This is a genomic window from Synechocystis sp. PCC 6714, assembly GCF_000478825.2.
Classification (GTDB): Bacteria; Cyanobacteriota; Cyanobacteriia; order Cyanobacteriales; family Microcystaceae; genus Synechocystis.
Genome location: NZ_CP007542.1, coordinates 1,176,375 through 1,199,088 on the forward strand (window position 1 = coordinate 1,176,375; position 22,714 = coordinate 1,199,088).

Genomic DNA, 22,714 nt, shown 5'->3' on the forward strand with positions numbered 1-22,714 from the left:
TGCTTGGTGTACTGCTTTTCCCACTGGATAAATTTCGGACAAAGGGTAATAAAAGTTGCTAGTGAACAATTAATTGCCTTCCAAGATGCAATCTTGAGAAAAATCTCACTTTTTCCAGGGAGTTGATTTAGTACAGGCGATGAAACCGAAAATTTTTCCCCTTGCCCGCTACGCCCTGGGCGCCATACTAGCATTTTTGTTTGTCGGTGTAGCCCAGGCCCAAACTGAAACTATTTCCGTTACAGAACTTACCTATGCAATCAATAACTTATTTTTACTAGCGGCGACGGTGCTGGTGCTGTTCATGCAGGCTGGCTTTGCCATGTTGGAAGCGGGGCTCTCTTCCCATAAAAACACGGTTAACGTGCTGTTCAAAAACACCTTTGATGTGTGCGTGGGGGTTTTGCTTTATTTCCTCTTTGGCTACAGCCTGATGTATGGCGAAACCCCGGTCTTGGGAGGCTTTTTTGGTTGGAGCGGATTTGGCATTACTAACGCTCCCAACAACATTGAAGGGCTCAGTCCCCAGGCGGATTGGCTTTTCCAAGCAGCGTTTGCCGCCACAGCGGCCACCATTGTGTCCGGGGCAGTAATGGGGAGGATGTATTTCAAAGCTTACTTAATTTATTCCGCTGTGATTACGGGGTTGGTTTATCCCATCAGTGGCCATTGGAAATGGGGCGGTGGTTGGCTTGACCAATTGGGTTTCCACGATTTTGCTGGCTCCATTCTCGTGCACGCAGTGGGGGGATTTGCCTCTTTGGCTGCGGTGGTGGTAATGGGGCCCCGCATTGGTCGTTTTGAAGGTAAAAAAGTTAACAGTTTAGGTTACCAAGGGATTACGTTTAGTTCTCTGGGGGTATTTATTCTCTGGGTGGGCTGGTATGGCTTTAACCCTGGTAGCCAATTGGCCTTCGTCGGAGCTGTGAATACCAACACCACCATGTTAATTGCGGTGAACACAACCCTTTCCGCGGCGGCGGGGGGATTGGCAGCCCTAGCCTTTGACTGGATTACCGAAAGTAAGCGCAAGCCGAATCTACTAGTAACCCTGAATGGTATTTTGGGGGGTCTGGTGGGCATTACCGCCAGTTGCGACACGGTGAATAATTGGTCGGCGATCGCCATTGGGGTGGTGGCCGGAATTTTATCGGTGTTAGGGACGAAGTTATTGGATCGTCTGCGTATTGACGATGGGGTTGGGGCCTGGCCCGTCCACGGTTTATGCGGCATTTGGGGCGGCATTGCGGTGGGTATTTTCAGCAACAACATTGAACATAAACTCAGTGCCCAGATTGTTGGTTCTGTGGTGGTGCCATTTTGGGCTTTCATCACCATGTTTTTCCTGTTTTATGTATTGGATCTTTGGGGCATGTTGCGGGTGAAACCATCCCAGGAGAAGGTGGGTCTGGACATTGTCGAACATGGCCAAACCGAAAAAGGGGTGGAAATTGCCTTTGAGGACTAGGCTTGGGCCCTGATCAATTCATATAACCCTCAAACCAGCCCACACCCAACCATGGTTAACCCCCCAGAATCCGGAAAGGTTGCCCAACTTTGCTAGGATTTTAGGGGGATTTTTGTGGCGTCGTTCCCCAGAGGTTGAGAAATTAAATGGAAACGCAGTGTCGGCCCCGGGTTCGTTACCTAGATCCCCTTCAAGGGAGAGAAACAAGGGTAACAGTAATAGTACGGGGAAATTCCGTTGTGGCCGTTGAGGACGATGCCTACTCCATACCCCCAGAGGCGGTGGTGCTCCCCGGAGAAAATTTGCTGTTAGCCCCCAGTTTGGCTGATCTGTACAGCTATAGCGGAGAGCCTGGCCACGAAGACCGGGAAACCCTGGGCCAATTGATCAAAACGGCGATCGCCGGCGGGTTTGGGGATATTGCTATTTTGCCCAACACCGATCCCCCGTTGGATCGACCCCAAACATTGCAGTGGTTGGAACAAAGGTTAAACCAGATCGGCCATGGGGATTTCCATCATCAGCCCCAGTCTCTCGAAAATTCAGGGCAATTCCAATGTCATTGGTGGGGCAGTGTCACCCAAAGTAACCAGGGTAAACAATTAACGGAATGGGGAGAGTTAGACCAAGCAGGGGTAATTGGTTTTAGCGATGGGGGTGCCATTCAAGATTGGCGGCTTTTACAGAGGGCATTGGAGTATGGTGCCATGGCCGGCAAACCGTTAGCTCTGGTTCCCCTCAACAGTTCCCTGCGGGGTAATGGAGTAATGCGGGAGGGGCCTTTAGCGATTCAGTTGGGATTGTCCCCAGACCCGGTGATGTCGGAAACGGCGGCGATCGCCAGTGTGTTGGAATTGTTACCCCACTACTCAATCCCTGTGCATTTGATGCGAATTTCCACCGCCCGGGGTGTAGAACTGATTGCCCAAGCCAAAAGTCAGGGCTTAAACTGCACCGCCAGCGTCAACTGGCACCATCTCCTGCTCAGCAATGGGGCGATCGCCAAGGGTTTACCGCCCCACACTCCCCACTATGACCCCAATTTACGCTTTGATCCTCCCCTGGGTAATGAAGGCGATCGTTTAGCATTAATAGAGGGGGTAAAAAACGGGGTAATTGATGCCATTGCGGTGGATCACCAAGCTTTCACCTACGAAGAAAAAACCCAAACCTTTGCGGAAACTCCCCCCGGGGCGATCGGCTACGAGTTGATTTTGCCCTGTCTCTGGCAACAGTTAGTGGCAACCCAACTATTAACCCCGATACAATTGTGGCGGGCTTTAAGTGTCAATCCCCGACGATGCTTAGGTTTACCGGCAGTTACTAATTCCCGTATTTTGTTTGATCCCGATCTGCCTTGGACCGTTGAGCGGGGGACTTTGCAAACTTCTGCCTATAACAGTCCTTGGTGGGGCCACAGCTTAAAAGGTCGAGTGGTGGCGTGGGAAGGTTGATTTAGTCAGCTTTTTAAAATATTTTCGGGCAAACACTGAGATTAATCAGAATCCAGATTATGGATATTCACCGCTTACCAGCCCTGGCCGATAACTATATTTTTCTCCTCCACGATCGCCAAACTAATCAGGCCGCGGTGGTAGATCCGGCAGAATCGGCACCAGTTTTAGACTGTTTACAAAAATTAGGAGCTGATTTAGTTGCCATTTATAACACCCATCACCACGGGGATCATGTGGGGGCCAATCGGGAATTATTAGCCCAATATCCCCGATTAACAATCTATGGGGGAGCGGAAGATAAAGGTCGTATCCCCGGCCAAATGGTATTCCTCCAAGACGGCGATCGCCTGAGCTTTGCCGGCAGAGAAGCAACGATCTATTTTGTCCCCGGCCACACCAGGGGTCACATTGCCTATTATTTTGCTCCGGCAGAGGGGGAAACCACGGGGGACTTATTCTGCGGTGACACAATTTTTGCGGGGGGCTGTGGCCGCTTATTTGAAGGCACTCCCGCCCAAATGGTGCAATCCATCGCCAAATTACGACAATTGCCCGACCAGACCCTCATGTGGTGCGCCCACGAATACACCCTAGGTAATCTCAAATTTGCCCTCGCCGTTGACCCGGATAATCAAGCTTTACAGGCACGTTTCCAGACGGTAAGGAAAGCCAGAGAGCAGGGGGACGCCACCGTTCCCTCCTGGCTAGGGGAAGAAAAATTGACTAACCCCTTTCTCCGGTGGGATGACCCCACTATTCAGTCCAAAATGGGCAACAAAGAGCAGGCCCGGGTGTTTGGCAAGCTCCGGGGAATGAAGGATAACTTCTAGCTTTTGGCCGGGAAATGAACTGATTCAGTCCTGGGTATTGACTAGATTTACCGTAGATATTCCGACATTCCCCCAACCCATTACCGGAGTCCCAGCCAGGCTAATACCCCTTGGTTGGTGAAATATTCGATGACCAAAATAAGCAAAAAGCCCACCATGGCGGCCCGGCCATTAAGCTTTTCCGCGTAGTTGTTGAAGCCAAATTTAGGATCTTCTTGCACGGGGGTTTGGTTCGGTTGTAGTTCTTCACTCATGGCGTTTTTAAGATAATTAGCTCAGTTTACATTTCTTTACCTTTTAGCCTGACTAAGTTCCTCCGTCAATGGGTACGCCGCTGGTGAAAGGGTTATTCATTGCCGCTTGGGCTTGTAATTCCAACTCCAGCAATCTTTGGGCTTCTGCGTCTACTTCGGCCATTTCATCCAGCCATTGCCATACCAATTGCATCAAATTATCCAAGCCCCTCCGGGTTGCCGCTGAAATATGTAAACAGGGGGCGCCACTAAATCGTTTTAATTCCGCTTCAATCTCCCCAATCATTTCCTCATCCAGCGCATCAACCTTGTTCAGGGCAATGATCTGGGGCTTTTCCATTAGTCCCCGGCCATAGGCTCCCAACTCCTGCTGGATGATCCGAAAATTGGCGATCGGGTCCCCGGCCGTCACATCCAACACATGGAGCAGTAAACGGGTGCGTTCAATGTGGCGCAAAAATTCATGGCCCAAACCGATGCCCGCCGCCGCTCCTTCAATTAACCCGGGAATATCAGCAAAGACGGTGCCATCTCCAGTAGGCTTGCGTACTACTCCCAAATTGGGCACCAAAGTAGTGAACGGATAATCAGCAATTTTAGGCCGAGCCGCCGACAAAGCCGCAATTAGAGTAGATTTACCGGCATTGGGTAGACCAATGATGCCCACTTCCGCCAACAGTTTTAGCTCTAACCTTAACCGCCGTTGTTCCCCCTCCAGTCCTGGTAGGGCGTATTCCGGAGCCCGATTGCGATTGCTGAGGAAATGTTGATTGCCCAGGCCTCCTTTGCCCCCCGCCGCCACACAAAGTCTTTGTCCCGGACTGACTAAATCCCCCAATAGGCATTCTTGATCGAGGTCGTAAACCATGGTGCCACAGGGAACCTGCACCACCACATCTTTGCCGTTGGCTCCAGTGCAATTGTTAGAGCCGCCTTTTTTGCCATCTTCGGCCTTAAAAATTCTGGCATAGCGAAAATCCAACAGGGTTTGTAGATTAGAATCCGCTTCAAAAATTACCGAGCCGCCCCAGCCTCCATTGCCCCCGGATGGGCCCCCCGCCGGCACATATTTTTCCCGCCGAAAGGACACGATGCCGTCACCACCTTTCCCCCCCAATACTTCAATCTCCGCCTGGTCAATAAATTGCATTCTCTGAAAACTAATCCCCGGTAATTCCTGCTGACAATGGGCTTCAATGGCACCAACAGTCCCACTGAGAATAATATAGCTCTTGGGGCGTTGCCGTTGTTTTCTGTCAATCTGCTTCCAATCAAGGCTTTAGCCATTTATCTTCGTCGGAGCTGTCCTTGGCGATCGCCAAATAGCCGTAACCCTTGGGGGACTGGTCAATGATCAAAATTTCTTGGTTATGGTGGGGAATTACCGTGGCCCAATCCGGCAGGCTAACGCTGACGGTGAGTAAATTGCCCGCATTGTCATAAACATGGGCTTGGCCGATGGTGCCGTTGGCTAGATAGGGCAACTTTTTAGACGTGACAGTACCGGTGCAACCAATAACCCGTTCCGCACTCACATCCTGACTAAAGCTTTTAAACAAATGGGCGATCGGCCGGGAGGCAAGGCGACCTAACCACAAACTAATGACCAGGGAAACCAGAAAAATTAATCCGGCCCAGCCTAGCAACTGGTTAGGCATAGCCCCAGTCATGGTGCCGACGGTCACATTTAGCATCCAGCCCATTACCCCCCAAAGGCTGAAATCTATGCCCAATAGGATCATCAGAGGAACTTTACCGAGGCCAAAAAAGGAGAGGGCTTGGAGAGCGATGGGCATTGTCTCCCCTTCCTCCATTTCCCCTCCGTGATCAAGCTCCACATCCAAATGGGTAATATCCACATCGGAGCCGGTTTCTAGAGCTATTTCCACATCTAGATTCTCGTCCCCGTCACCGGAAATAATCATTAATCCCAGACAGAGCAAACCCACCGTTAGCAGTAACCAGTAGGGCAAATTGGCTAAATGGAAAAGCATGGTGACGGCATTCCTGGGATGCTAGCGACGGTTTTTGGGTAGACGTATGGGGGCCGGATTGAGGGGACAAAGGATTTGATTGAGGGTGCGGAGTTGCTCCACAGTGCCCAGACAAATGAGGGAATCGGCATCCAGCAAATGGGTATCCCCCATGGGACCGACAATTAATTTACGATCTTCACGGCGAATGGCCAGGATGAGAGCCCCTGATTGGGAACGGAGTTGAGCTTCCCGCAACGTTTGGCCAATGTAGGGACAGTCCTCCATCTTGATGCGGAATTCTTCCATATAAAAGGAACGGTCGGCCCCGGTGAGAATGCCGTCGACGAAACTGACCACCTGGGGTCGTAATGCCGCTGCTGCTAACCGTTTACCCCCAGTAATGTAGGGAGAAACCACTTCATCCGCCCCGGCCCGTTTGAGTTTTTGCACTGCTTCTTCGGAACTGGCCCTGGCGATCGCCCGAATTTGGGGATTGAGGGTTTTGGCGGAAAGCACTGTGTACAAATTTTCGGCATCGGAGGAGAGGGCAGAAACAATGCAGACAGCCCTTTCAATGTGGGCAGAGAGTAAGGTTTCGTCTAGGGTGGCATCTCCTTGGATGACCGCATAGTCCCGCATTTTAGCCTGGGCAATAATTTCTGGGGAAGAATCAATGATGACAAAGGGAATTGTTTCAGCGTCGAACTCAAGGGCGATCTGTTGCCCTGTACGACCGTAACCACACAAAATATAGTGGTTTTCCAACCTTTCCATTACCTGTTGCTCCTGTCGTCGGCGTAGGCTTTCTTGAAAATATCCTTGGATGAAGGCCTCGGTGAAACGGTTTACCATGTAACCGATCGTGATCAGCCCCATCAAAATCAGCAAAATCGTGAACAGGCGGGATGCCGGACTGAGGGGATGGGTTTCGCCAAAACCAACGGTGGCCAAGGTAATGGTGGTCATATAGGCCGCATCCAGCCAAGTCCAATCCTCCACGTATTTATACCAGGCGGTGCCGACCCCAAATAAACCTCCCAGGATCACCATTCCAGCAGTCAACTCCTGCCTTAGTCGCCTTCCCTGGCGATCAATGACATTTGACAGGTTTTCCTGACTTGGTGATCCCAATCCCACCCCAAAACCTCACTTAAAATAGGTTAGTCGATTTAAGATCAGGAAACGATTATTTTCAGTGCCCTTACCCGGGGGATCTGAAGCCCATCTTCCAAATTTGGCCAGTCTAGCGCGTTAGGAGCCCACCGTGAGTTATTCCCCCGTCGTCGAACCCCAAGCCTTTCCTTCCCAGCCAGCATCCCATGGAGACAAAGCTTTTAACCCAGACGATTTCGATGCCTATGTGATGAAAACCTACGGCCGTTTTCCCATTGCGATCGCCAGGGGACAGGGAAGTACACTCTGGGACACCGAGGGAAAAAGTTATCTTGATTTTGTCGCGGGTATTGCCACCTGTACTCTGGGCCATGCCCATCCAGCTTTGGTGGAGGCGGTATCTGAACAGATCCAAAAACTGCACCACGTTTCTAATTTGTACTATATTCCTGAGCAGGGGGAACTAGCCAAATGGATTGTGGACCATTCCTGTGCGGATCGGGTTTTCTTTTGCAACTCCGGAGCAGAAGCCAACGAAGCAGCCATTAAATTAGTGCGAAAATATGCCCACACCGTCCTAGATTTCCTTGAACAGCCGGTTATTCTCACAGCTAAAGCCAGTTTCCACGGTCGTACCCTAGCCACCATCACCGCCACCGGCCAGCCTAAATATCAGCAATATTTCGATCCTTTGGTACCGGGTTTCGATTATGTGCCCTATAACGATATTCGTTCTTTGGAAAATAAAGTGGCGGATTTAGATGAAGGCAACAGTCGGGTGGCGGCAATTTTCCTAGAACCGTTACAGGGGGAAGGGGGAGTCCGTCCGGGAGATTTGGATTATTTCAAACGGGTACGGGAGATTTGTGACCAAAACGATATTTTGCTGGTCTTTGACGAAGTACAGGTGGGAGTAGGACGTACCGGCAAACTGTGGGGTTATGAGCATTTGGGCGTAGAGCCGGATATTTTCACCAGTGCTAAGGGTCTAGCTGGGGGCATTCCCATCGGGGCGATGATGTGCAAAAAATTCTGCGACGTGTTTGAGCCGGGGAACCATGCCAGCACTTTTGGCGGTAATCCCTTTGCCTGTGCCGCTGGGCTAGCAGTGTTAAAAACCATCGAAGGCGATCGCCTCTTGGATAATGTCCAAGCCCGGGGAGAACAACTCCGCAGCGGTTTGGAAGTCATCAAAAGTCAATATCCCACCATTTTTACGGAAGTCCGGGGTTGGGGCTTAATTAACGGTTTGGAAATTAGTGCCGAAAATTCCCTTACTTCCATCGACATTGTCAAAACCGCCATGGAAGAAGGTTTGCTCCTAGCTCCCGCTGGCCCGAAAGTGTTACGCTTTGTGCCGCCCCTGGTGGTAACGGAAGCGGAAATTGACCAAGCCGTGTCAATTCTCCATCGGACGATCGCCAAATTGCTGTGATTTTCAGCAATTCAGTAAATGGGTAACCTTTGGCAATTACCCGATCCTCTGCCGGATCAAGAACAGTTTGACCTTCTCCTGCAAAACTCCAACATTACCCTGGAGCGCATTGTTTCCAGTGGGCAAATCACCCCGGCAGGGGAATGGTATGACCAAGACCGCGCAGAATGGGTAGTTTTACTGCAAGGCAAGGCAGAAATCACCTATGACACGGGGGAATTAATCAGCCTAAATCAGGGTGATTATCTACTCATTCCCGCCCGAAAAAAGCATCGGGTAACATTTACTAGCCAACAACCCCCTTGCATTTGGCTAGCTTTACATTTTAGTTAAATTACCATGTCCCTAGAGCGTCAAACTTTAAAGCAAAAACTATCAACCTTAATCCAACCACTACAAAAAGCAAAGCGGGGCGCTCCCCTCACCAACCGCACTTTACCTGCCACCACCTGCGAACAGATTGAATCCCTGGTAACGGCGATCGAAGCCTTAAATCCCAACTTGTCACCGTTGTTATACTCGCCACAATTGTTAGATGGTAATTGGTGGTTAAATTACTCCACCGCCAGGGAAATTAGGTCACTGGATAAGTTACCCCTAGGGCTGAAAGTTGGCCGTATTTATCAAATTATTGATGTTCCTAACCAATCGTTTCTTAATCAAGCCTTTGTTTACCATCCCCTAGGTTTAGCAAAAGGTTATGTCAAAGTAACAGCCAAATTTGAAATTGCTAAACCGGCCGGAGCTGTGTTGCCGGATAAACGCATCAATGTGGAATTTTTAGAAAGAATAATCTCTGTGCAAAAAGTGATGGGCATTGCCACGGCTAAACTAGATCCCGCAAAAGTGGTACCAGCCCGATCGCCAGAAGGTCGGATTCCCTTTTTGGAAATTACTTATATTGATGAAGATTTCAGAATTGGCCGGGGTGGAGAAGGGAGCCTTTTTGTTCTATCAAAAGTGTGCCAAATACTTTGATGACATTGATAATATCCCTCTTCCGTCGATCTCGGAAACAAATTTATAGTCATTTCAAATAATTGCGAGACTGCTTAAGTCTTTATTGACAAGCTTTTCGGTGAATTTGAATGTCTCAGTCTTACTAAAAACGACTATAAACTTGAATCGCTGAGGTTCTTACCAGATATGTCTCTCAGGATTATTTGAAGAGAAAAAATAGGAGATGGAATTTTTATTGGGTACGATCCCTAAAACCTATGCTATCAAAGGGTTTTGGTGATTTGGTCTGAAATTTCCTGCTCAGACTGACGAAAGAGGGATAGTTCCAGGTGCATAACACTAAATTTCCCGATCCAGGGGGGGTGATCGATAACTTCCCCAATTTTTTCTTCAGTTTGGCAACTATCAGGCACAAACTTCAAAGGTTGCTAGGGGTTGACTGGTCACTGTTTACAAGGGGATTTTGTAGGAGTTGGCGGCATTGGTGACGATAATCAGGGTCAATAAGCTGGCTTTGTAAAGGTTGCCATTGGGCCCAATATCCCAGGCGATCGCCATGGAAAATAGCATTCCACTGGGGGCAGATTTGTTTTAAGTCCACATCAAGGTATTGCTCCACCATGGCCCTCAAAACGAAGCTATCTTGCAAATTGCCGAGGATTTCTTGGGTCATTTTTACCTGGGCCAATAATTGTTGATATTCTTCCCCGTAGTAATCACTAAATAACTCCATTTGGTAACGGGTGCGTTTTGCTTCTTTGCGTAAATCGTGCAAAATTAATTCTTCCCCGTCCAGCAAAGTTGCAATGGCAGATGGACTGAGGTCAATGCAGTGACGTTGTCGCGTTGAACTATTAGTGTCGCGGTCAATCTCTGTGCCTACTAACCAACCGGGATGAAGAAAAAACTGGCTAAGTTGGGGCAACAATAAATCTGGCAATACATCGGCGATCGCCAAACCACTGAGGGTGGTAAGTTGGGGATATTCTAGCCATACTTCCCAACTCCGTTGAAACCGAGTAAATCTGTCGTGGGTTAATAGTTTATAAGTGGCTTTAAACGTCTGTTTCCGTTCCTTTTGTAAACGTTTTAAAACTTTTTCCAAACAAGCTTGTTCTGATGTTGGCAAATGGGGTAAATATTTATGGACTAAAATTTCCTGCAAAACATCATTGTCCCGTTGTATTCCCAATTTTTGACCCATTTTCCCCACTTTTTTCTCTGTAACGCCTTGGGGTAATTCTACTGCCGACCTAAAACCAATGATCGCCGTTCTTAACCGTCGTACCCCCACCCGCAACTGATGCAGATCTTCTGGGTCGTGGTCTTTTAGCACCCTAGGGACGTATTTAAAGATTTTTCCAATGTGCTTGCCGAAAGCGAGAACTGCTCGATCACCAAAACTATGTGTTGTTTCCATGTCAGACAAATCACCCAAATGCTCCGTTATCTCCATCCTAGGATAGGAATTTGAGCCTTTGACAAGATTATGATTGGGTTAAGAAGTCTGGTTTGGCAGGCAAGTTCTGGGGAAAAATTGACCCTATTCGCCATTGGCTCTTTTGGCGATATTTTTTCTTCATCCAAGGAAAACATTGATGGTTCTACATCGCCTCAAAATGGGTCAACACTGGCGGGAATGATGCTTAGTTCCAGTTCAAAGGCGATCGGCTCCTCTGCTGTCGATGTGATTACCAACTCGTAATAACCGGTTTGATCTGTGGGACCAGACCAGCGGTGAATGGCGGAATTTTGCAAAATCACTTCCGGCCCAGTGGGGGGATAGAAGGAAATACGAGCGGTGGGAGGGGCGGTTAATTGTAGGCTAAATTCCTCCGTGGGGGGAATGGTAATGGCATAGGCGTAGCCTTCTCCCGGCTCTAGGGTGCCATTGAGGTTGAGCTGATCGGCGTCGTCAAAACTCAGTCTTTGGTAATGGCTTTCATCCTCTAGGCTAGCCAAGCTATCAAAGGCCATGGCATTCCATATCTGGGCTAGGGGCCGTTGCTCAAATTCCGGTTCCCCCAATAAAGCAGGGCTGACCATGGGTAAATGGTTACGGAAACGGGCATTGACCAAATCGTAAAAGCTACGGCTGCTAAGACGCAATTGATTTACCCTCGGAATCCAGCGGCGGCGATCGCCGGAATTGTTTTGGGCAAAATCCCTCGTGGCTTCCCGACTCAAACCTTCCAAGGCATCCAACACAGTGATGGTCATGGCCATCTGTTGCTCCGGAGAGCCGAGGTTAGGGGGTGTACCATTGGTATTGGGGCTATTTTCCAACCTTTGCTGGGGGTCAATGGCCAACTGAAAAGCTAAACCATCGTCCACCAAGGTCTGAAATCGTTGGGGAGAAATGCCTAAATTTAGTCGGCGGGCCCGAATTTCATTTTTAATCTCTAAATCGGTTTTTTCCGGCGCATCATTCCCTGGTTCTTCCCGTTCCAATTTCTCCAACGCCGCCCTTTGTTGATTATGTAGCCATAACTGCCCTGCTCCCCAGCCTAGGGCCATGGCGATCGCCATCAACCCCAGCAGGATAAGCAATTTTTGCACAAACCCTTTAAACTCCTGGACTTGGACCATAGTTTTTACTGTTGGGGAAGAAGACGAAGATTCAGGAGACCGATGGATTATGGGGAGAAGGGGTTCCCCAGGGCTACATTTACCAACGCCATTATCAGTTTGCTCTGGCATGGTGAACATTGGATTAAAATCAGCCACTGTAGGCAAAAAATGCTGGGGCGAGTTGTTCAGATTGTCCCCCAAAGTAGGCAAATCCACCAGGGGAGGCCAAGCTAGTAATTGCAGTAATAACTGGCGAAATTCCTGACTTAGGACAACGGAGGACAAAAGGTTTTCCCAGGGTGGATTAGGGTTAACTTCCCCCGTCAGCAAGGCGATCGCCCCCAGGCCTAAACCCCTTAAATCCCGTTGGTCTTCCCCTGGAGTATCGCAATAATGTTGACTATGGCTAAAATCCACCAACACTGGCAGCCCATCCACTGTACGGCGCACTATGTTACTGAGGCCAATCTGGCCGTAGCAAATTTTTTGGCTGTGGAGATAGTACAAAACCGGTAGCATTTGACCCCACCATTGGCGCACCTCCAACTCCGTAAAAACCCGATCCTGACGGCGGCGGTCTTTGAGCAAATCGAAATATGATTGTCCTTCAACAAAATCTTGGACGAGGTAAAGCTCTGACCCCAGAGCAAAAAATTCCCGAAAATTGGCAATTTGGGGATGGTCGAGGCAGTAGAGTATTTCCGCCTGTTGCTTAAACAAATTTCCGGCTTTATCCCCGGGGGGCGCAGTCAAAACTTTGATGGTGCAGGGTTCATCAAAGCGGTGGGTGTCGTGGGCCAGATATTGCTGACCAAGGGAATTTTGTCCTAAATGGAGTTCAATCAGGTAACGGTCATCGAGGCGTTGGCCCAGGGAGAGGGATTGGGGCATCGAGGGAAAAGGAAAAAGTTATCCAGCCGATGGCACATCCTAGCCTAATTTGATGGCACGGGGTCGTTCTTCTGCCACCACTGAAAACGGGGGGCGGGAAATTTCCGGTCCAGCAATACCGTCAGGGGCGAAAGACAAAACAAGGCCCAGAACAAAGCGGTGGGCAGGTAGAAGTAATATTGCAAAATTAGGCTAAAAATGGCGATCGCCGTGGCCCAGAGTAAACGACCGGGACGGCCATTGGGAATGGAGCGGGGATCGGTGAGCATAAACAGGGCAAACACCAGCAAACTGCCATTTTCCAGATGATGGAAACTAACTTCTGGGGGCCAACCTAACCAAGCATTGCGGGCTAAATCCAACCCAGCATAGACCGTCAAAAACATTATCGATGTGTCCCAACGTCCCACTTTGCCCAACACTAAACCCCCAGCAGCCAGAAAAATTGCCCCTAGCCAAAGGGTCGTGCCCCATTGCCCCGGAGAAACCCAAGCATCCCCCGTTAAAGTCAGGGCGGCAATAATGCCAAAGTTGGCCGGATTAAACCAATGTTTACCCCAGGCTTGCAACAAAAATTTGCTGGCGATCGCCAGGGCCGCTGCTAACACTAGGGTGGATAGATGGTTAGCTCGCAGCAGTAAACAAAGCCCTAACCCAGTAATCAGAGCACTTTTCCAACCCCGATGTCCCCCAAGACTTTGCCAGGTATCCAAGGAAAACCAACGGCCAAAATTTCCCTGTTGATTGATGGTGAATAAAGATTGCACCGCCAGGGTAGTGGTCAAAACAACGGCGATCGCCAAGGGGTCCAAACTCCAATCCCTGGCCAGAATACCCAAACTCAGAAAGCTACAGAGAAAAATAATCTGGTAATCCCGGGCATCACGATCAGTAATTAGCATGGGTTTTTTGGGCAAAAAGTATTTCCATCTTAGAAGATATTTCGGAGCCTTGAAACCTACCAGGAACAGCGTAAAATGAGGAATGAGGTCAGTGAGTGATGCCTGGAAACGCCTCTCCGACAAGTTCAATGCCAGAAATCTTCAGAGCAGAGGGATATGTCTTCTTTTTTTATGCTAACGAAGGCCAGGAGCCAATGCATGTTCATGTTAGGCACGGGGGCGGGTATGCCAAGTTTTGGATTGAACCCGTTGAGCTGGATTATGCTAAAAGCCTAAAAACAAAACAAATTGTTAGAGCAGAAAAATTAATTGTTGATAATCTAGATTTGATCAGGAGCAAGTGGCACAATGTTTTTGGCATCTGAACAAACCATTCAAGCCGAGAGGGTATGGATTGAGAGTCGATGGATTTGTATTCGCCTACAGGATGAGCGGGAGATTCGTTTCCCTGCCCACAAAAATAAACGATTAGCAAAAGCAAGCTCGGAACAGTTAGCAGAAGTTGAATTGATTTGTGGGGGAACAGGACTCCATTGGGCAAGCTTGGACGAAGATTTATCCGTTGTTGGCATTTTAGAAGGAAGATTAGGATAGGAAGAACTGACCTAGGACTGTGGTGGAAGAAAAAACGCAATCAAACCAAACTTCCTGAATTTATTGCTAAGCAGAAAAAGTCTGTCTAGGCATTCTTTTGGGGGGAGACTATACTAAGTTTATTTGGAGTACCTATTCCCTTGGGCTGTGCAGATAATGCAGTTACCTCTGCTCACTGACAATCTGGATCTGTTTCTACAACGCACAGAAATTGAGGCTTCCCCAGCCTGGGAATTTATCCGGGGGCAGGCCCAACAGAAACCCATGCCGACGTTGTTTCATTCCCGCTTACAGCGTAATCTGGTCAACGCCATCAATGTGCAAACCAGGGATTATGAAGCCATCCAGGAATTGCGCTGTATTGTGCCCCCATTTTCCCCCGTACCTGACATTGCTGTTGTAAAAAGCGATCTCCTGGCGGATGAAGATGGGCCATTGAAGAGAGCGCCGGACTGGTTAATCGAAATTCTGTCCCCCGATCAAAATATTCTTAGCCTGCAAACCAAAATTCTGCATTGTTTGACTAATGGGACAAAACTCGCTTGGCTCATTGATATTTATCGTCAACAAATCTGGGTTTGGAATCAGGAATCGTTACCTTTAATCTATCAGGGACTGGAAAATCCACCCACGTTAGACAATCTTTTGACTTTGACTGTTGATGACGTAATGGCCATGACCCGACAACGCTAACGATGAAAATTTGGATGTTTTACCAAGCCTGGGGTTTAAACTTCCCATCATTGAGAATGACTAAATCTTCCCCCGATTGGGCAATCACAAATAATCCTTTTCTATAGGCATAGCGGGCCACATCCCCAGGAATAACCATGGCCGCCACTGCACCAAGAAGATTAAAACTTTGATAACGGGGCAACAGTCGCTTGAATTTACCCAATCTTTCCAGGTGTTCATCCACATCATCTTGACTTAATTTACTTTTCACCTCAATGGCGATCGCCTCTTTTCCGTTGACCACCAAAATGTCAATCTCAATTCCATCCTGACCAGTTTGAAGAGATATAGCTAGTTAAATTAACTATGGGACACTACGCTACACAGTAGTTACGAATAATTTCATCTATGCTTACACCTGGAGAGGCGTATGTTCTTGCTCTTTTCAATGCACTAAAATCATGCTCTATGTCATTAAGATCTGGCGAGTAGGTAGGTAAAAACAAAACTGTATGTCCTGCCTCTTCTACTATTTTTTTAATCCTAGTCTTTCTATGAATAGGCGCATTATCCATAATTAATACCGATGGAATTGTTAATGCAGGTATCAGGTATAATTCAAGCCATCCTTCAAAACCTTCGGCATTTAAACTTCCACTAAATAGCATCGGTGCTATCAGCTCTTTTTTGTTTTTTCTTCTACCTGCCACAAGGTTTTCTTTCTTTCCTCTTTTTCCTTGCCTTTCCCCATATACTCTCTCTCCTCTTTTTGACCATCCGTACACTGAAGAGACAAATTCCTCAAAACCAGCCTCATCTATGAATACAAGGCTTGCAACCCCATAAATTAGAATTAGCTCTTTCAGGATTTTTTGATATTCTGCTCTTTTTTTTTCATCTCTTTCTTTATATAGTAACTGTTTTTTTTTCTCGTAATTCCCATTTCTTTAAATCTATATGACAGTGCGCTAGCAGTTACACCGAATTTCTTTGCTCTCTCTTTCATCGGCATATCCGGATTTTCCATCACATCTTTCTCCAGCTCTTTTATATCTATCTTCCGACGCCGGTTCTTTACCTTCGTTGGTTCCAGATTTTCCCGGCTTAACCATCTATAAATTGTCTCTCTACCTACCCTAAATATTTTTGATGCCTTCGTTACACCATTCCCTTCTTCTAGAAAACTTATTACTCTTAGTCGTAAATCTAGATCGTATGCCATAAGTTGCTTATTAGTTTAGTCATTATTTATAATATAGCATTATACATACCGTCCGCCCCACTCTTATTTCAGTTAGCCATAGTCGTTTCTAGTAAGACTGAGGCAGTCAAATTCACTCAAAAGCTTGTCAATAAAGACTTAAGCAGTTTCGAAATTATTTGAAATGACTATAACTAAACTAATGCAATAGCGATACTTTTCCATCAAACAAAAATGCCCCAGAGAGTTCTCCTATGGGGAAAATCTGAGGCATATTTCAGCGGAATTTATTAATCTAGTGGCCTAGCGCACGGCTCCAGCCAATTGATCCACTGCAATGGGTTTCATCAAATAGAGTTTGACGAAATGCCAAGCGTTGGAAGCAAAGATGGGTAACTTCCGCACGGCTTTAACAAAACCAGGGGCACCGGAAGCATCGATCGCCCGTAACTGTTCGTTATTGCTAACACAGGTTTCTAGGCGGTCATAAAATTCCGGATTATTAACATCGAGAATAATGGGGAATACCCGCCCAGCGGTTTCGTTGGTTTTCTCAATTACCTCCTTGTCGTAGCTCCGGGCTTCCAAACCTAAACAGGCATAGAAATCTGCCCGTTGGGTATCGTTGAGATACATGGTGGCAAAGACAGAGAGTAGGAAGAAACGACACCAGAGCTTAGCTTTCCAATCGTTGAGGGTGTGGGGTTGAGCCCGCATAATCGCATCAAAGAAATCTCCGTGGCGATTTTCATCCTGACACCAGTTTTCAAAGAACTCGAAAATGGGATAGATGCAATCGTTGGGATTTTTCTCCAAATGGCGATAAATGGTGATGTAACGCCAGTAGCCAATTTTTTCGGAAAGGTAGGTGGCGTAGAAAATAAACTTTGGTTTGAAGAAGGTATATTTACGACTCTTGGTCAAAAAGCCCAAATCCAAAGACAGGTTAAAGTCGGACATGGCTTTATTGAGGAAACCAGCATGGCGGGCTTCATCCCGAGACATGAGGTTAAAGCACTCCGCCAACAGGGGATTTTTGTTTTTGAGACGGCGGCCCAATTCCTTGTAGAGTAAGAAGCCGGAAAATTCGGCGGTGCAGGAACGCTCTAGGAATTCGACAAATAACTTGCGTTTTTCGCCGTCAATGTGATCCCAGGATTTGTTAAAGGATTCATTGCGGACAAAGTGATGGCGGTTGTAATCCACCCGAAACTCTTCCAGGATGGCCCGCAACTCGTCTTCGTTGGGGGAAATATCCATTGCGGCCACCTCATCGAAGTCGGTGGTGTAAAACCGGGGGGTGAGGATAGTTTCCTTGGCGGGAGTCTTCACACCGGGGCGGATTTCATCAAATCCAGGCTTTTCGAGGGTATTAACCATAGAGTTGTTTAAAATAGTTTCCTTAACAGGTTTCCAATCAATTCAATAGCAGAGTCTGCTCGCCATCAAAGCAACGGGCAAAAGGTAATGCCTAGTGTAACAAGGGTTGAAACGGGGTTTCTAGGAAGGAGGGACAACTGTTACAAACTGTTACGTGTTTTGTCTCAAACGGAACTTTGTGCGGTATTTACCCCCGTTGTTGCCTATACCAGTCAATGGTGTTTTTTAATCCTTCCCGCAGGCTCATCTGGGCCGCAAAACCAAATTCCGCTTTAGCTTTGGTGGTGTCCAAACAGCGGCGGGGTTGGCCGTTGGGTTGATCCGTTTGCCACAGAATTTCCCCATCAAACTCCATCAGTTCACAGATTAATTCGGTTAGATCCTTGATGGAAATTTCAAAATTAGTGCCTAGGTTAACTGGATCCGCTTTGTCGTAGGCTTGGGTGCCCATAACAATACCCCGGGCCGCATCGGTGGAGTAGAGAAATTCTCTGGTGGGACTACCGTCGCCCCAAACGGGTAATTGTTTTTCTCCAGCTTTTTGGGCTTCGTAAACTTTGTGGATTAAGGCGGGAATAACGTGGGAACTACGGGGATCGAAGTTGTCCTCCGGGCCGTAGAGGTTCACCGGCAAAAGGTAAATGCCATTGAAACCGTACTGTAAACGGTAGGATTCCAACTGCACCAGCAGGGCTTTTTTCGCTACACCGTAGGGGGCGTTGGTTTCTTCGGGGTAGCCGTTCCATAAGTCCTCTTCCCTAAAGGGTACCGGGGTAAATTTGGGATAGGCGCAGATGGTCCCTACACACACAAATTTTTTCACCCCCGCCTGGTGGGCCGCATGGATTAATTGTGCTCCCATCATCAGATTGTCGTAGAACAATTCCGCCGGTTTTTCCCGGTTGAGACCAATGCCCCCCACATGGGCCGCCAGGTGAATGACTATATCCTGGTTAGCCACCGCCCGTTCACAGGCTTCTGCTTGTCGTAAATCACAATCTTTGGAGCGGGGAATGGTAATTTTTTGGCGATCGCCACCGGCCGCGATCAATTGGGCAACAACTTGTTTACCGAGGAAACCGGCCCCGCCAGTGACTAAAATACGTTGATTTTCTAGGGAAAGCATGGTTGGTTAGGGAAAGATTTAGTTAGGAAAGGGGGTGGGTTGATTAATCGACCGCATGGCCATTCTGGCCCCGAATGAAAGCCATATCCTGGGCCATCAGCTCCTGAATCCTTCCACTCTGGTTGGGGGAAGTTAAACCAAGGACAGCCAAATCCGCTTCCACCATCAAATGAACTAATTCCGTAAAGGTGACCGAGGGTTCCCAACCCAATTGGGTTTTAGTTTTGGCCGGATCGCCAATTAATAAATCCACTTCGGCGGGACGCAAATAGCGTTCATCAAAGGCTACGTAATCTTGCCAATTGAGATTGACGTAACCAAAGGCAATTTCTAAGAATTCCTTCACTTCGTGGGTCTCCCCGGTGGCCACCACATAATCATCGGGTTGTTCCTGTTGCAACATGGCCCACATGGCCCGCACATAATCCTTGGCATAGCCCCAATCCCGCTTGGAATCAATATTGCCCAGATAAAGTTTCTGCTGGGTACCGGCCACAATTCTGGCGATCGCCCTAGTAATTTTTCGAGTTACAAAGGTTTCTCCACGGCGGGGAGATTCATGGTTGAACAAAATGCCATTACAGGCGAATAAGTCATCGGATTCCCGATAGTTCACCGTTTGCCAATGACCATAAACCTTGGCACAGGCGTAGGGACTGCGGGGATAAAAGGGTGTAGTTTCTTTCTGGGGAATTTCCTGTACTTTACCGAACATTTCCGAGGAGCCAGCTTGGTAAAAACGCACCTGAATGCCCGTTCTTTGTTGATAGTCCCGAATAGCTTCTAATAATCGTAAAGTGCCCATGGCCACGGAGTCCACTGTGTATTCCGGCGCATCAAAACTGACCCTCACATGGGATTGGGCTCCCAGATTATAAATTTCCGTCGGCTTCACCTCTTCCAAAATCCGCCGGAGAGTGGTGCCGTCGGTCAGGTCCCCGTAATGGAGTCTGAGTTTCGCCTCAGCATTGTGGGGATCAACGTAAAGATGGTCAATACGATCGGTGTTGAAGGTGGAAGTGCGGCGAATGATGCCATGAACTCGGTAACCCTTTTCCAGCAGTAGTTCACTTAGATAAGAGCCATCCTGCCCTGTGATACCCGTGAGCAAAGCAACCTTAGACTGTGACATTAATTTAAACTTTCCCCGTGACCCAAAAAACGTTCTCTCCAAAATATCAGAGTCTTTGCCGAGATGGGGACTGTTGACTGTTCTGGGACTTTCTTTGTCTTCAAGCGGCCAGTCGTTCAATTGATTGGTAGTAGGCTCTTTTCCATTGCTGCCTAGTCTTTACCCTAAAAACCTCCCCTAATTTACTGGCCAGAGGTAAAGCAAAATAAACAGAATAATCCAAATTACATCAACAAAATGCCAAAACAAGGCGATCGCCGTCACCCCTTCATGGCCCCGATCAAAATTGTGGGGCTGTAGGGAGCGCCAATACATATAAAGCAAAAGACAGACGCCGGTAAAAACGTGCAGTCCGTGAAAACCGGTTAGTAAAAAGAAAGTTCCCCCGACGGATCCCGCATCCAGGCCAAAGGGCATGCCGGCCCACTCCGCCGCCTGGCCAAACAGGAAAACAATACCGAGACTGATGGTGGCTAACCAGAGTAGGCGAAACAGTCTGATCTGACCCCGGTGCAAAGCCCTTTCCGCTAAGATAATTGCTCCACTGCTGGTGACCAAAACCACGGTGTTAATGGCTCCCCTGGTCACATCCAAACCGTCTACTCCGGGAGGAAACCAGGGCTTATGGGTGAGCCGCAGGATAGTGTAGGTGATGAAAAAACTGAGAAATACGACACTTTCCGACAGTAAAAAGACGGGAAAGCCAAAGCCCAAATTATCAGGTTCTTGCTCTTCAACGGGGGACGGACTGGGGAGATGATTACCTGATTCCATGGGATTGCCTCAAATAGTTGCTCATAGTTGCTCAGTTAACAAAGTCAACAGGGGAGAAATCTGATATTAGGTAGTTACTTCGGCCGTTAAATCCGTCGGGCGATCGTAGCCATAGGGTTCTTTAGTAATAGTCGGTATCACCACAAAATTTTCCTCAGGCGGCGGTGAAGGTATGGTCCACTCCAAGCCCAAAGAATTCCAAGGATTATTGCCCACCCTTTGGCCCTGGAAGGCGGAGGCTACCAGATTGGCAATGAAAGGCAAAGTAGACATGCCCAGCAGAAATGCCCCCAAGCTAGCCACTACGTTCCAGTTGGTATATTGCGGATCATAGGAAGAAATGCGCCGTAACATGCCCTGTAAACCAATGGGATGCATGGGGAAAAAGTTTAAATTAGCGCCAATAAAGGTCAACACAAAATGGAGTTTACCCCAGGCTTCGTTATACATACGCCCAGTCATTTTCGGAAACCAAAAATAGATCGCTCCGTAAATGGCCATAGTCACGGTGCCAAAGACCACATAATGGAAATGCCCCACCACAAAATAGGTGTTATTGACGTGCAAATCAAAGGGAGCAGAAGCTAGCATAATGCCCGTAATACCGGCAAAGAGAAACATGATAATTCCCCCTAAGCAAAACAGCATGGGGGTTTTAAGTCGCAAACTGCCCCGCCACACCGTTGCTGTCCAGGCTAAAACTTTTATGCCCGTGGGTACAGCGATGAGCATGGTGCTGGCCATGAAAAACATCCGCATCCAGTTGGGGGTGGCACTGGTAAACATGTGGTGTACCCAAACGAAAGTCCCTTGGATAGCAATGAGAAAAGAAGAAATAGCGACGGTTTTGTAACCAAAGAGAGGTTTACGGGCAAAAACGGGTAATATTTCCGAAAATACCCCAAAGGCGGGTAGTGCCATGACGTAAACGGCTGGGTGGGAATAGAACCAAAATAAATGCTGATAAATAATTGGGTTGCCCTGGTTAAAGGGATCAAAAAAGGTGGTGCCAAAGGAGAGGTCAAACAATAGCATCACTGCCCCGCCGGTCAATGCTGGTAGGCAAAAGAGTTGCAAAATCTGGGCGCTCAAAATTGTCCAGACGTAAACGGGCATTTTTAACAGGGTTAAACCTGGGGCTCGCAATTTCCAGATGGTGGTGACAAAGTTAACCCCCCCCATAATCGAGGAAACACCAGAAATAGCCACCGCCAACAACCAGAGAAATTCACCATTAATGAAATTGCCCGACGGATTTTGGATGCTCACCGGGGGATAGGACCACCAGCCCGCCTGGGCTGTCCCTGTGGGCAGAAAAAAGCTACCAATCAATAACACTCCCACCACTGGCATTAACCAAAAGGCGATCGCATTTAATATCGGAAAGGCCACATCCCTAGCGCCGATCATCAGGGGAATCAAATAATTTGCTAACCCCACATTGGCCGGAAAAATCCAGAGGAAAATCATGATGGTGCCGTGGAGGGTAAATAGACCGTTGTAGAGGCTACGGTCCACCACATCCAATTGGGGAGTAAGTAATTCCGCCCGGATAATCATGGCTAACAGTCCTGCTACAAGGAAAAAGCAGAAGGACATGAGCAGATATTGAATGCCAATAACTTTGTGATCAGTGCTGAATTTGAGGTAGTCGTGCCAGGGGCGGTGGAAGGGGGCTGGTGTGGTTATATGGTTCGTCATGCCGTCTGAGCAAGAAAGGGCAGTGCTTGTTTATTTGTAACAGAAAGCTATGCAGGGGGCCCCAATGTTCCTAAATTTGTTCTAGCTCTCAGACCCAATTCTCTCTGGCGATCGCCGTTCCAAATCTATCTATCCCTATCTTTCATAGGCTAATACTTGTCTTGCGTTTAAATTCAAGCCGGAAAATTGGGAAGGGACAATGGGGCCATCTCCTCGCAACAGTTTCATTTGATAATCGCCGTCAACCAATTGGCAGATTGTGAAGATTAGTTGC

At 48.0% G+C, this 22,714-nt stretch carries 24 protein-coding genes; 9 read left to right on the plus strand and 15 right to left on the minus strand.

Going from position 1 to position 22,714, the window contains the following annotated elements:
• Positions 1-139 precede the first annotated feature (139 nt).
• The 3 genes from D082_RS05255 (at position 140) to gloB (ending at position 3,755) form a co-directional block, all read left to right on the plus strand.
• On the plus strand, positions 140-1,468 hold the full coding sequence (locus D082_RS05255; protein WP_028946451.1) for an ammonium transporter: 1,329 nt from the start codon (positions 140-142) through the stop codon (positions 1,466-1,468).
• 146 nt (positions 1,469-1,614) lie between these two features.
• A complete protein-coding gene (locus tag D082_RS05260) occupies positions 1,615-2,922 on the plus strand; it encodes a dihydroorotase (RefSeq protein ID WP_028946450.1) in 1,308 nt (435 codons plus the stop codon).
• A gap of 59 nt (positions 2,923-2,981) precedes the next feature.
• Positions 2,982-3,755, plus strand: a complete 774-nt coding sequence (gene gloB / locus D082_RS05265) for a hydroxyacylglutathione hydrolase (RefSeq protein ID WP_028946449.1) — start codon at positions 2,982-2,984, stop codon at positions 3,753-3,755.
• Positions 3,756-3,835: 80 nt separating this feature from the next.
• Here the strand turns inward: gloB and D082_RS18265 are convergent, their stop codons facing one another.
• The 4 genes from D082_RS18265 to D082_RS05285 form a co-directional block, all read right to left on the minus strand.
• Positions 3,836-4,009: a chlorophyll a/b-binding protein gene (locus D082_RS18265; RefSeq protein ID WP_010871578.1), complete on the minus strand. Its 174-nt coding sequence runs from the start codon at positions 4,007-4,009 to the stop codon at positions 3,836-3,838.
• A 52-nt stretch (positions 4,010-4,061) separates the two neighbouring features.
• Positions 4,062-5,159, minus strand: coding sequence for a GTPase ObgE (gene obgE / locus D082_RS05275; protein ID WP_028946448.1), 1,098 nt, complete (start codon positions 5,157-5,159; stop codon positions 4,062-4,064).
• A gap of 121 nt (positions 5,160-5,280) precedes the next feature.
• Complete coding sequence (locus D082_RS05280; protein ID WP_028946447.1) at positions 5,281-6,003, minus strand: OB-fold-containig protein; 723 nt, start codon at positions 6,001-6,003, stop codon at positions 5,281-5,283.
• A 21-nt stretch (positions 6,004-6,024) separates the two neighbouring features.
• Complete coding sequence (locus D082_RS05285) at positions 6,025-7,122, minus strand: TrkA family potassium uptake protein (protein WP_081857616.1); 1,098 nt, start codon at positions 7,120-7,122, stop codon at positions 6,025-6,027.
• Positions 7,123-7,249: 127 nt separating this feature from the next.
• Here D082_RS05285 and D082_RS05290 point away from each other — a divergent pair, with 127 nt between their 5' ends.
• From D082_RS05290 to D082_RS05300, 3 genes are read left to right on the plus strand one after another with little or no spacing between them, the layout of a single operon-like run.
• On the plus strand, positions 7,250-8,533 hold the full coding sequence (locus tag D082_RS05290) for an aspartate aminotransferase family protein (RefSeq protein ID WP_028946445.1): 1,284 nt from the start codon (positions 7,250-7,252) through the stop codon (positions 8,531-8,533).
• A gap of 18 nt (positions 8,534-8,551) precedes the next feature.
• Positions 8,552-8,866 (plus strand): cupin domain-containing protein, encoded by a 315-nt coding sequence (locus D082_RS05295; RefSeq protein ID WP_028946444.1) that lies wholly within the window; start codon positions 8,552-8,554, stop codon positions 8,864-8,866.
• A 6-nt stretch (positions 8,867-8,872) separates the two neighbouring features.
• Positions 8,873-9,511, plus strand: a complete 639-nt coding sequence (locus D082_RS05300; RefSeq protein WP_028946443.1) for a PAP/fibrillin family protein — start codon at positions 8,873-8,875, stop codon at positions 9,509-9,511.
• A gap of 400 nt (positions 9,512-9,911) precedes the next feature.
• On the opposite strand, the gene D082_RS05305 is transcribed toward D082_RS05300, so the two are convergent.
• The 3 genes from D082_RS05305 to D082_RS05315 form a co-directional block, all read right to left on the minus strand.
• A complete protein-coding gene (locus D082_RS05305; protein WP_038530281.1) occupies positions 9,912-10,913 on the minus strand; it encodes a CHAD domain-containing protein in 1,002 nt (333 codons plus the stop codon).
• 194 nt (positions 10,914-11,107) lie between these two features.
• On the minus strand, positions 11,108-12,955 hold the full coding sequence (locus tag D082_RS05310) for a protein kinase family protein (RefSeq protein ID WP_038530285.1): 1,848 nt from the start codon (positions 12,953-12,955) through the stop codon (positions 11,108-11,110).
• 44 nt (positions 12,956-12,999) lie between these two features.
• Positions 13,000-13,857: a Na+-translocating NADH-quinone reductase subunit B gene (locus D082_RS05315; protein WP_038530288.1), complete on the minus strand. Its 858-nt coding sequence runs from the start codon at positions 13,855-13,857 to the stop codon at positions 13,000-13,002.
• Between the two features lie 98 nt (positions 13,858-13,955).
• Here D082_RS05315 and D082_RS05320 point away from each other — a divergent pair, with 98 nt between their 5' ends.
• The 3 genes from D082_RS05320 (at position 13,956) to D082_RS05330 (ending at position 15,144) form a co-directional block, all read left to right on the plus strand.
• A complete protein-coding gene (locus D082_RS05320; protein ID WP_202963100.1) occupies positions 13,956-14,222 on the plus strand; it encodes a DUF4160 domain-containing protein in 267 nt (88 codons plus the stop codon).
• On the plus strand, positions 14,206-14,451 hold the full coding sequence (locus D082_RS05325) for a DUF2442 domain-containing protein (RefSeq protein WP_038530295.1): 246 nt from the start codon (positions 14,206-14,208) through the stop codon (positions 14,449-14,451). Before D082_RS05320 ends, D082_RS05325 begins: the two co-directional genes overlap by 17 nt.
• A gap of 147 nt (positions 14,452-14,598) precedes the next feature.
• Positions 14,599-15,144, plus strand: a complete 546-nt coding sequence (locus D082_RS05330; protein ID WP_081857617.1) for a Uma2 family endonuclease — start codon at positions 14,599-14,601, stop codon at positions 15,142-15,144.
• Between the two features lie 19 nt (positions 15,145-15,163).
• On the opposite strand, the gene D082_RS05335 is transcribed toward D082_RS05330, so the two are convergent.
• The 8 genes from D082_RS05335 to D082_RS05370 form a co-directional block, all read right to left on the minus strand.
• The gene (locus D082_RS05335) at positions 15,164-15,430 is read right to left on the minus strand and encodes a hypothetical protein (RefSeq protein WP_238546854.1); all 267 of its coding nucleotides are present in this window, start codon (positions 15,428-15,430) and stop codon (positions 15,164-15,166) included.
• A gap of 70 nt (positions 15,431-15,500) precedes the next feature.
• Positions 15,501-15,911 carry a transposase gene (locus tag D082_RS18980; RefSeq protein WP_238546855.1) on the minus strand — a complete coding sequence of 137 codons (411 nt, stop codon included), beginning with the start codon at positions 15,909-15,911 and terminating at the stop codon, positions 15,501-15,503.
• 77 nt (positions 15,912-15,988) lie between these two features.
• The gene (locus D082_RS18985) at positions 15,989-16,348 is read right to left on the minus strand and encodes an IS630 transposase-related protein (RefSeq protein WP_038530303.1); all 360 of its coding nucleotides are present in this window, start codon (positions 16,346-16,348) and stop codon (positions 15,989-15,991) included.
• 282 nt (positions 16,349-16,630) lie between these two features.
• On the minus strand, positions 16,631-17,707 hold the full coding sequence (gene acsF, locus D082_RS05350) for a magnesium-protoporphyrin IX monomethyl ester (oxidative) cyclase (protein WP_028948690.1): 1,077 nt from the start codon (positions 17,705-17,707) through the stop codon (positions 16,631-16,633).
• 187 nt (positions 17,708-17,894) lie between these two features.
• Entirely contained in the window at positions 17,895-18,833 is a 939-nt protein-coding gene (locus D082_RS05355) for a GDP-L-fucose synthase (RefSeq protein ID WP_028948691.1), read from the minus strand.
• A gap of 43 nt (positions 18,834-18,876) precedes the next feature.
• Positions 18,877-19,965: a GDP-mannose 4,6-dehydratase gene (gmd, locus tag D082_RS05360; protein WP_028948692.1), complete on the minus strand. Its 1,089-nt coding sequence runs from the start codon at positions 19,963-19,965 to the stop codon at positions 18,877-18,879.
• Between the two features lie 177 nt (positions 19,966-20,142).
• Positions 20,143-20,739, minus strand: a complete 597-nt coding sequence (locus D082_RS05365; protein WP_028948693.1) for a cytochrome c oxidase subunit 3 — start codon at positions 20,737-20,739, stop codon at positions 20,143-20,145.
• Positions 20,740-20,805: 66 nt separating this feature from the next.
• Positions 20,806-22,440, minus strand: coding sequence for a cbb3-type cytochrome c oxidase subunit I (locus D082_RS05370; protein ID WP_028948694.1), 1,635 nt, complete (start codon positions 22,438-22,440; stop codon positions 20,806-20,808).
• Between the last annotated feature and the right edge of the window lie 274 nt (positions 22,441-22,714).

Coding starts and splice junctions, on each gene's coding strand:
- D082_RS05255 (WP_028946451.1), top strand. CDS start 140: ATGAAACCGAAAATTTTTCCCCTTGCCCGCTACGCCCTGGGCGCCATA.
- D082_RS05365 (WP_028948693.1), bottom strand. CDS start 20,739: ATGGAATCAGGTAATCATCTCCCCAGTCCGTCCCCCGTTGAAGAGCAA.
- gmd (WP_028948692.1), bottom strand. CDS start 19,965: ATGTCACAGTCTAAGGTTGCTTTGCTCACGGGTATCACAGGGCAGGAT.
- D082_RS18985 (WP_038530303.1), bottom strand. CDS start 16,348: ATGGCATACGATCTAGATTTACGACTAAGAGTAATAAGTTTTCTAGAA.
- D082_RS05355 (WP_028948691.1), bottom strand. CDS start 18,833: ATGCTTTCCCTAGAAAATCAACGTATTTTAGTCACTGGCGGGGCCGGT.
- D082_RS05315 (WP_038530288.1), bottom strand. CDS start 13,857: ATGCTAATTACTGATCGTGATGCCCGGGATTACCAGATTATTTTTCTC.
- D082_RS05305 (WP_038530281.1), bottom strand. CDS start 10,913: ATGGAAACAACACATAGTTTTGGTGATCGAGCAGTTCTCGCTTTCGGC.
- D082_RS05370 (WP_028948694.1), bottom strand. CDS start 22,440: ATGACGAACCATATAACCACACCAGCCCCCTTCCACCGCCCCTGGCAC.
- D082_RS05295 (WP_028946444.1), top strand. CDS start 8,552: ATGGGTAACCTTTGGCAATTACCCGATCCTCTGCCGGATCAAGAACAG.
- D082_RS05300 (WP_028946443.1), top strand. CDS start 8,873: ATGTCCCTAGAGCGTCAAACTTTAAAGCAAAAACTATCAACCTTAATC.
- gloB (WP_028946449.1), top strand. CDS start 2,982: ATGGATATTCACCGCTTACCAGCCCTGGCCGATAACTATATTTTTCTC.
- D082_RS18265 (WP_010871578.1), bottom strand. CDS start 4,009: ATGAGTGAAGAACTACAACCGAACCAAACCCCCGTGCAAGAAGATCCT.
- D082_RS05280 (WP_028946447.1), bottom strand. CDS start 6,003: ATGCTTTTCCATTTAGCCAATTTGCCCTACTGGTTACTGCTAACGGTG.
- acsF (WP_028948690.1), bottom strand. CDS start 17,707: ATGGTTAATACCCTCGAAAAGCCTGGATTTGATGAAATCCGCCCCGGT.
- obgE (WP_028946448.1), bottom strand. CDS start 5,159: ATGCAATTTATTGACCAGGCGGAGATTGAAGTATTGGGGGGGAAAGGT.
- D082_RS05260 (WP_028946450.1), top strand. CDS start 1,615: ATGGAAACGCAGTGTCGGCCCCGGGTTCGTTACCTAGATCCCCTTCAA.
- D082_RS05310 (WP_038530285.1), bottom strand. CDS start 12,955: ATGCCCCAATCCCTCTCCCTGGGCCAACGCCTCGATGACCGTTACCTG.
- D082_RS05325 (WP_038530295.1), top strand. CDS start 14,206: ATGTTTTTGGCATCTGAACAAACCATTCAAGCCGAGAGGGTATGGATT.
- D082_RS05320 (WP_202963100.1), top strand. CDS start 13,956: ATGCCTGGAAACGCCTCTCCGACAAGTTCAATGCCAGAAATCTTCAGA.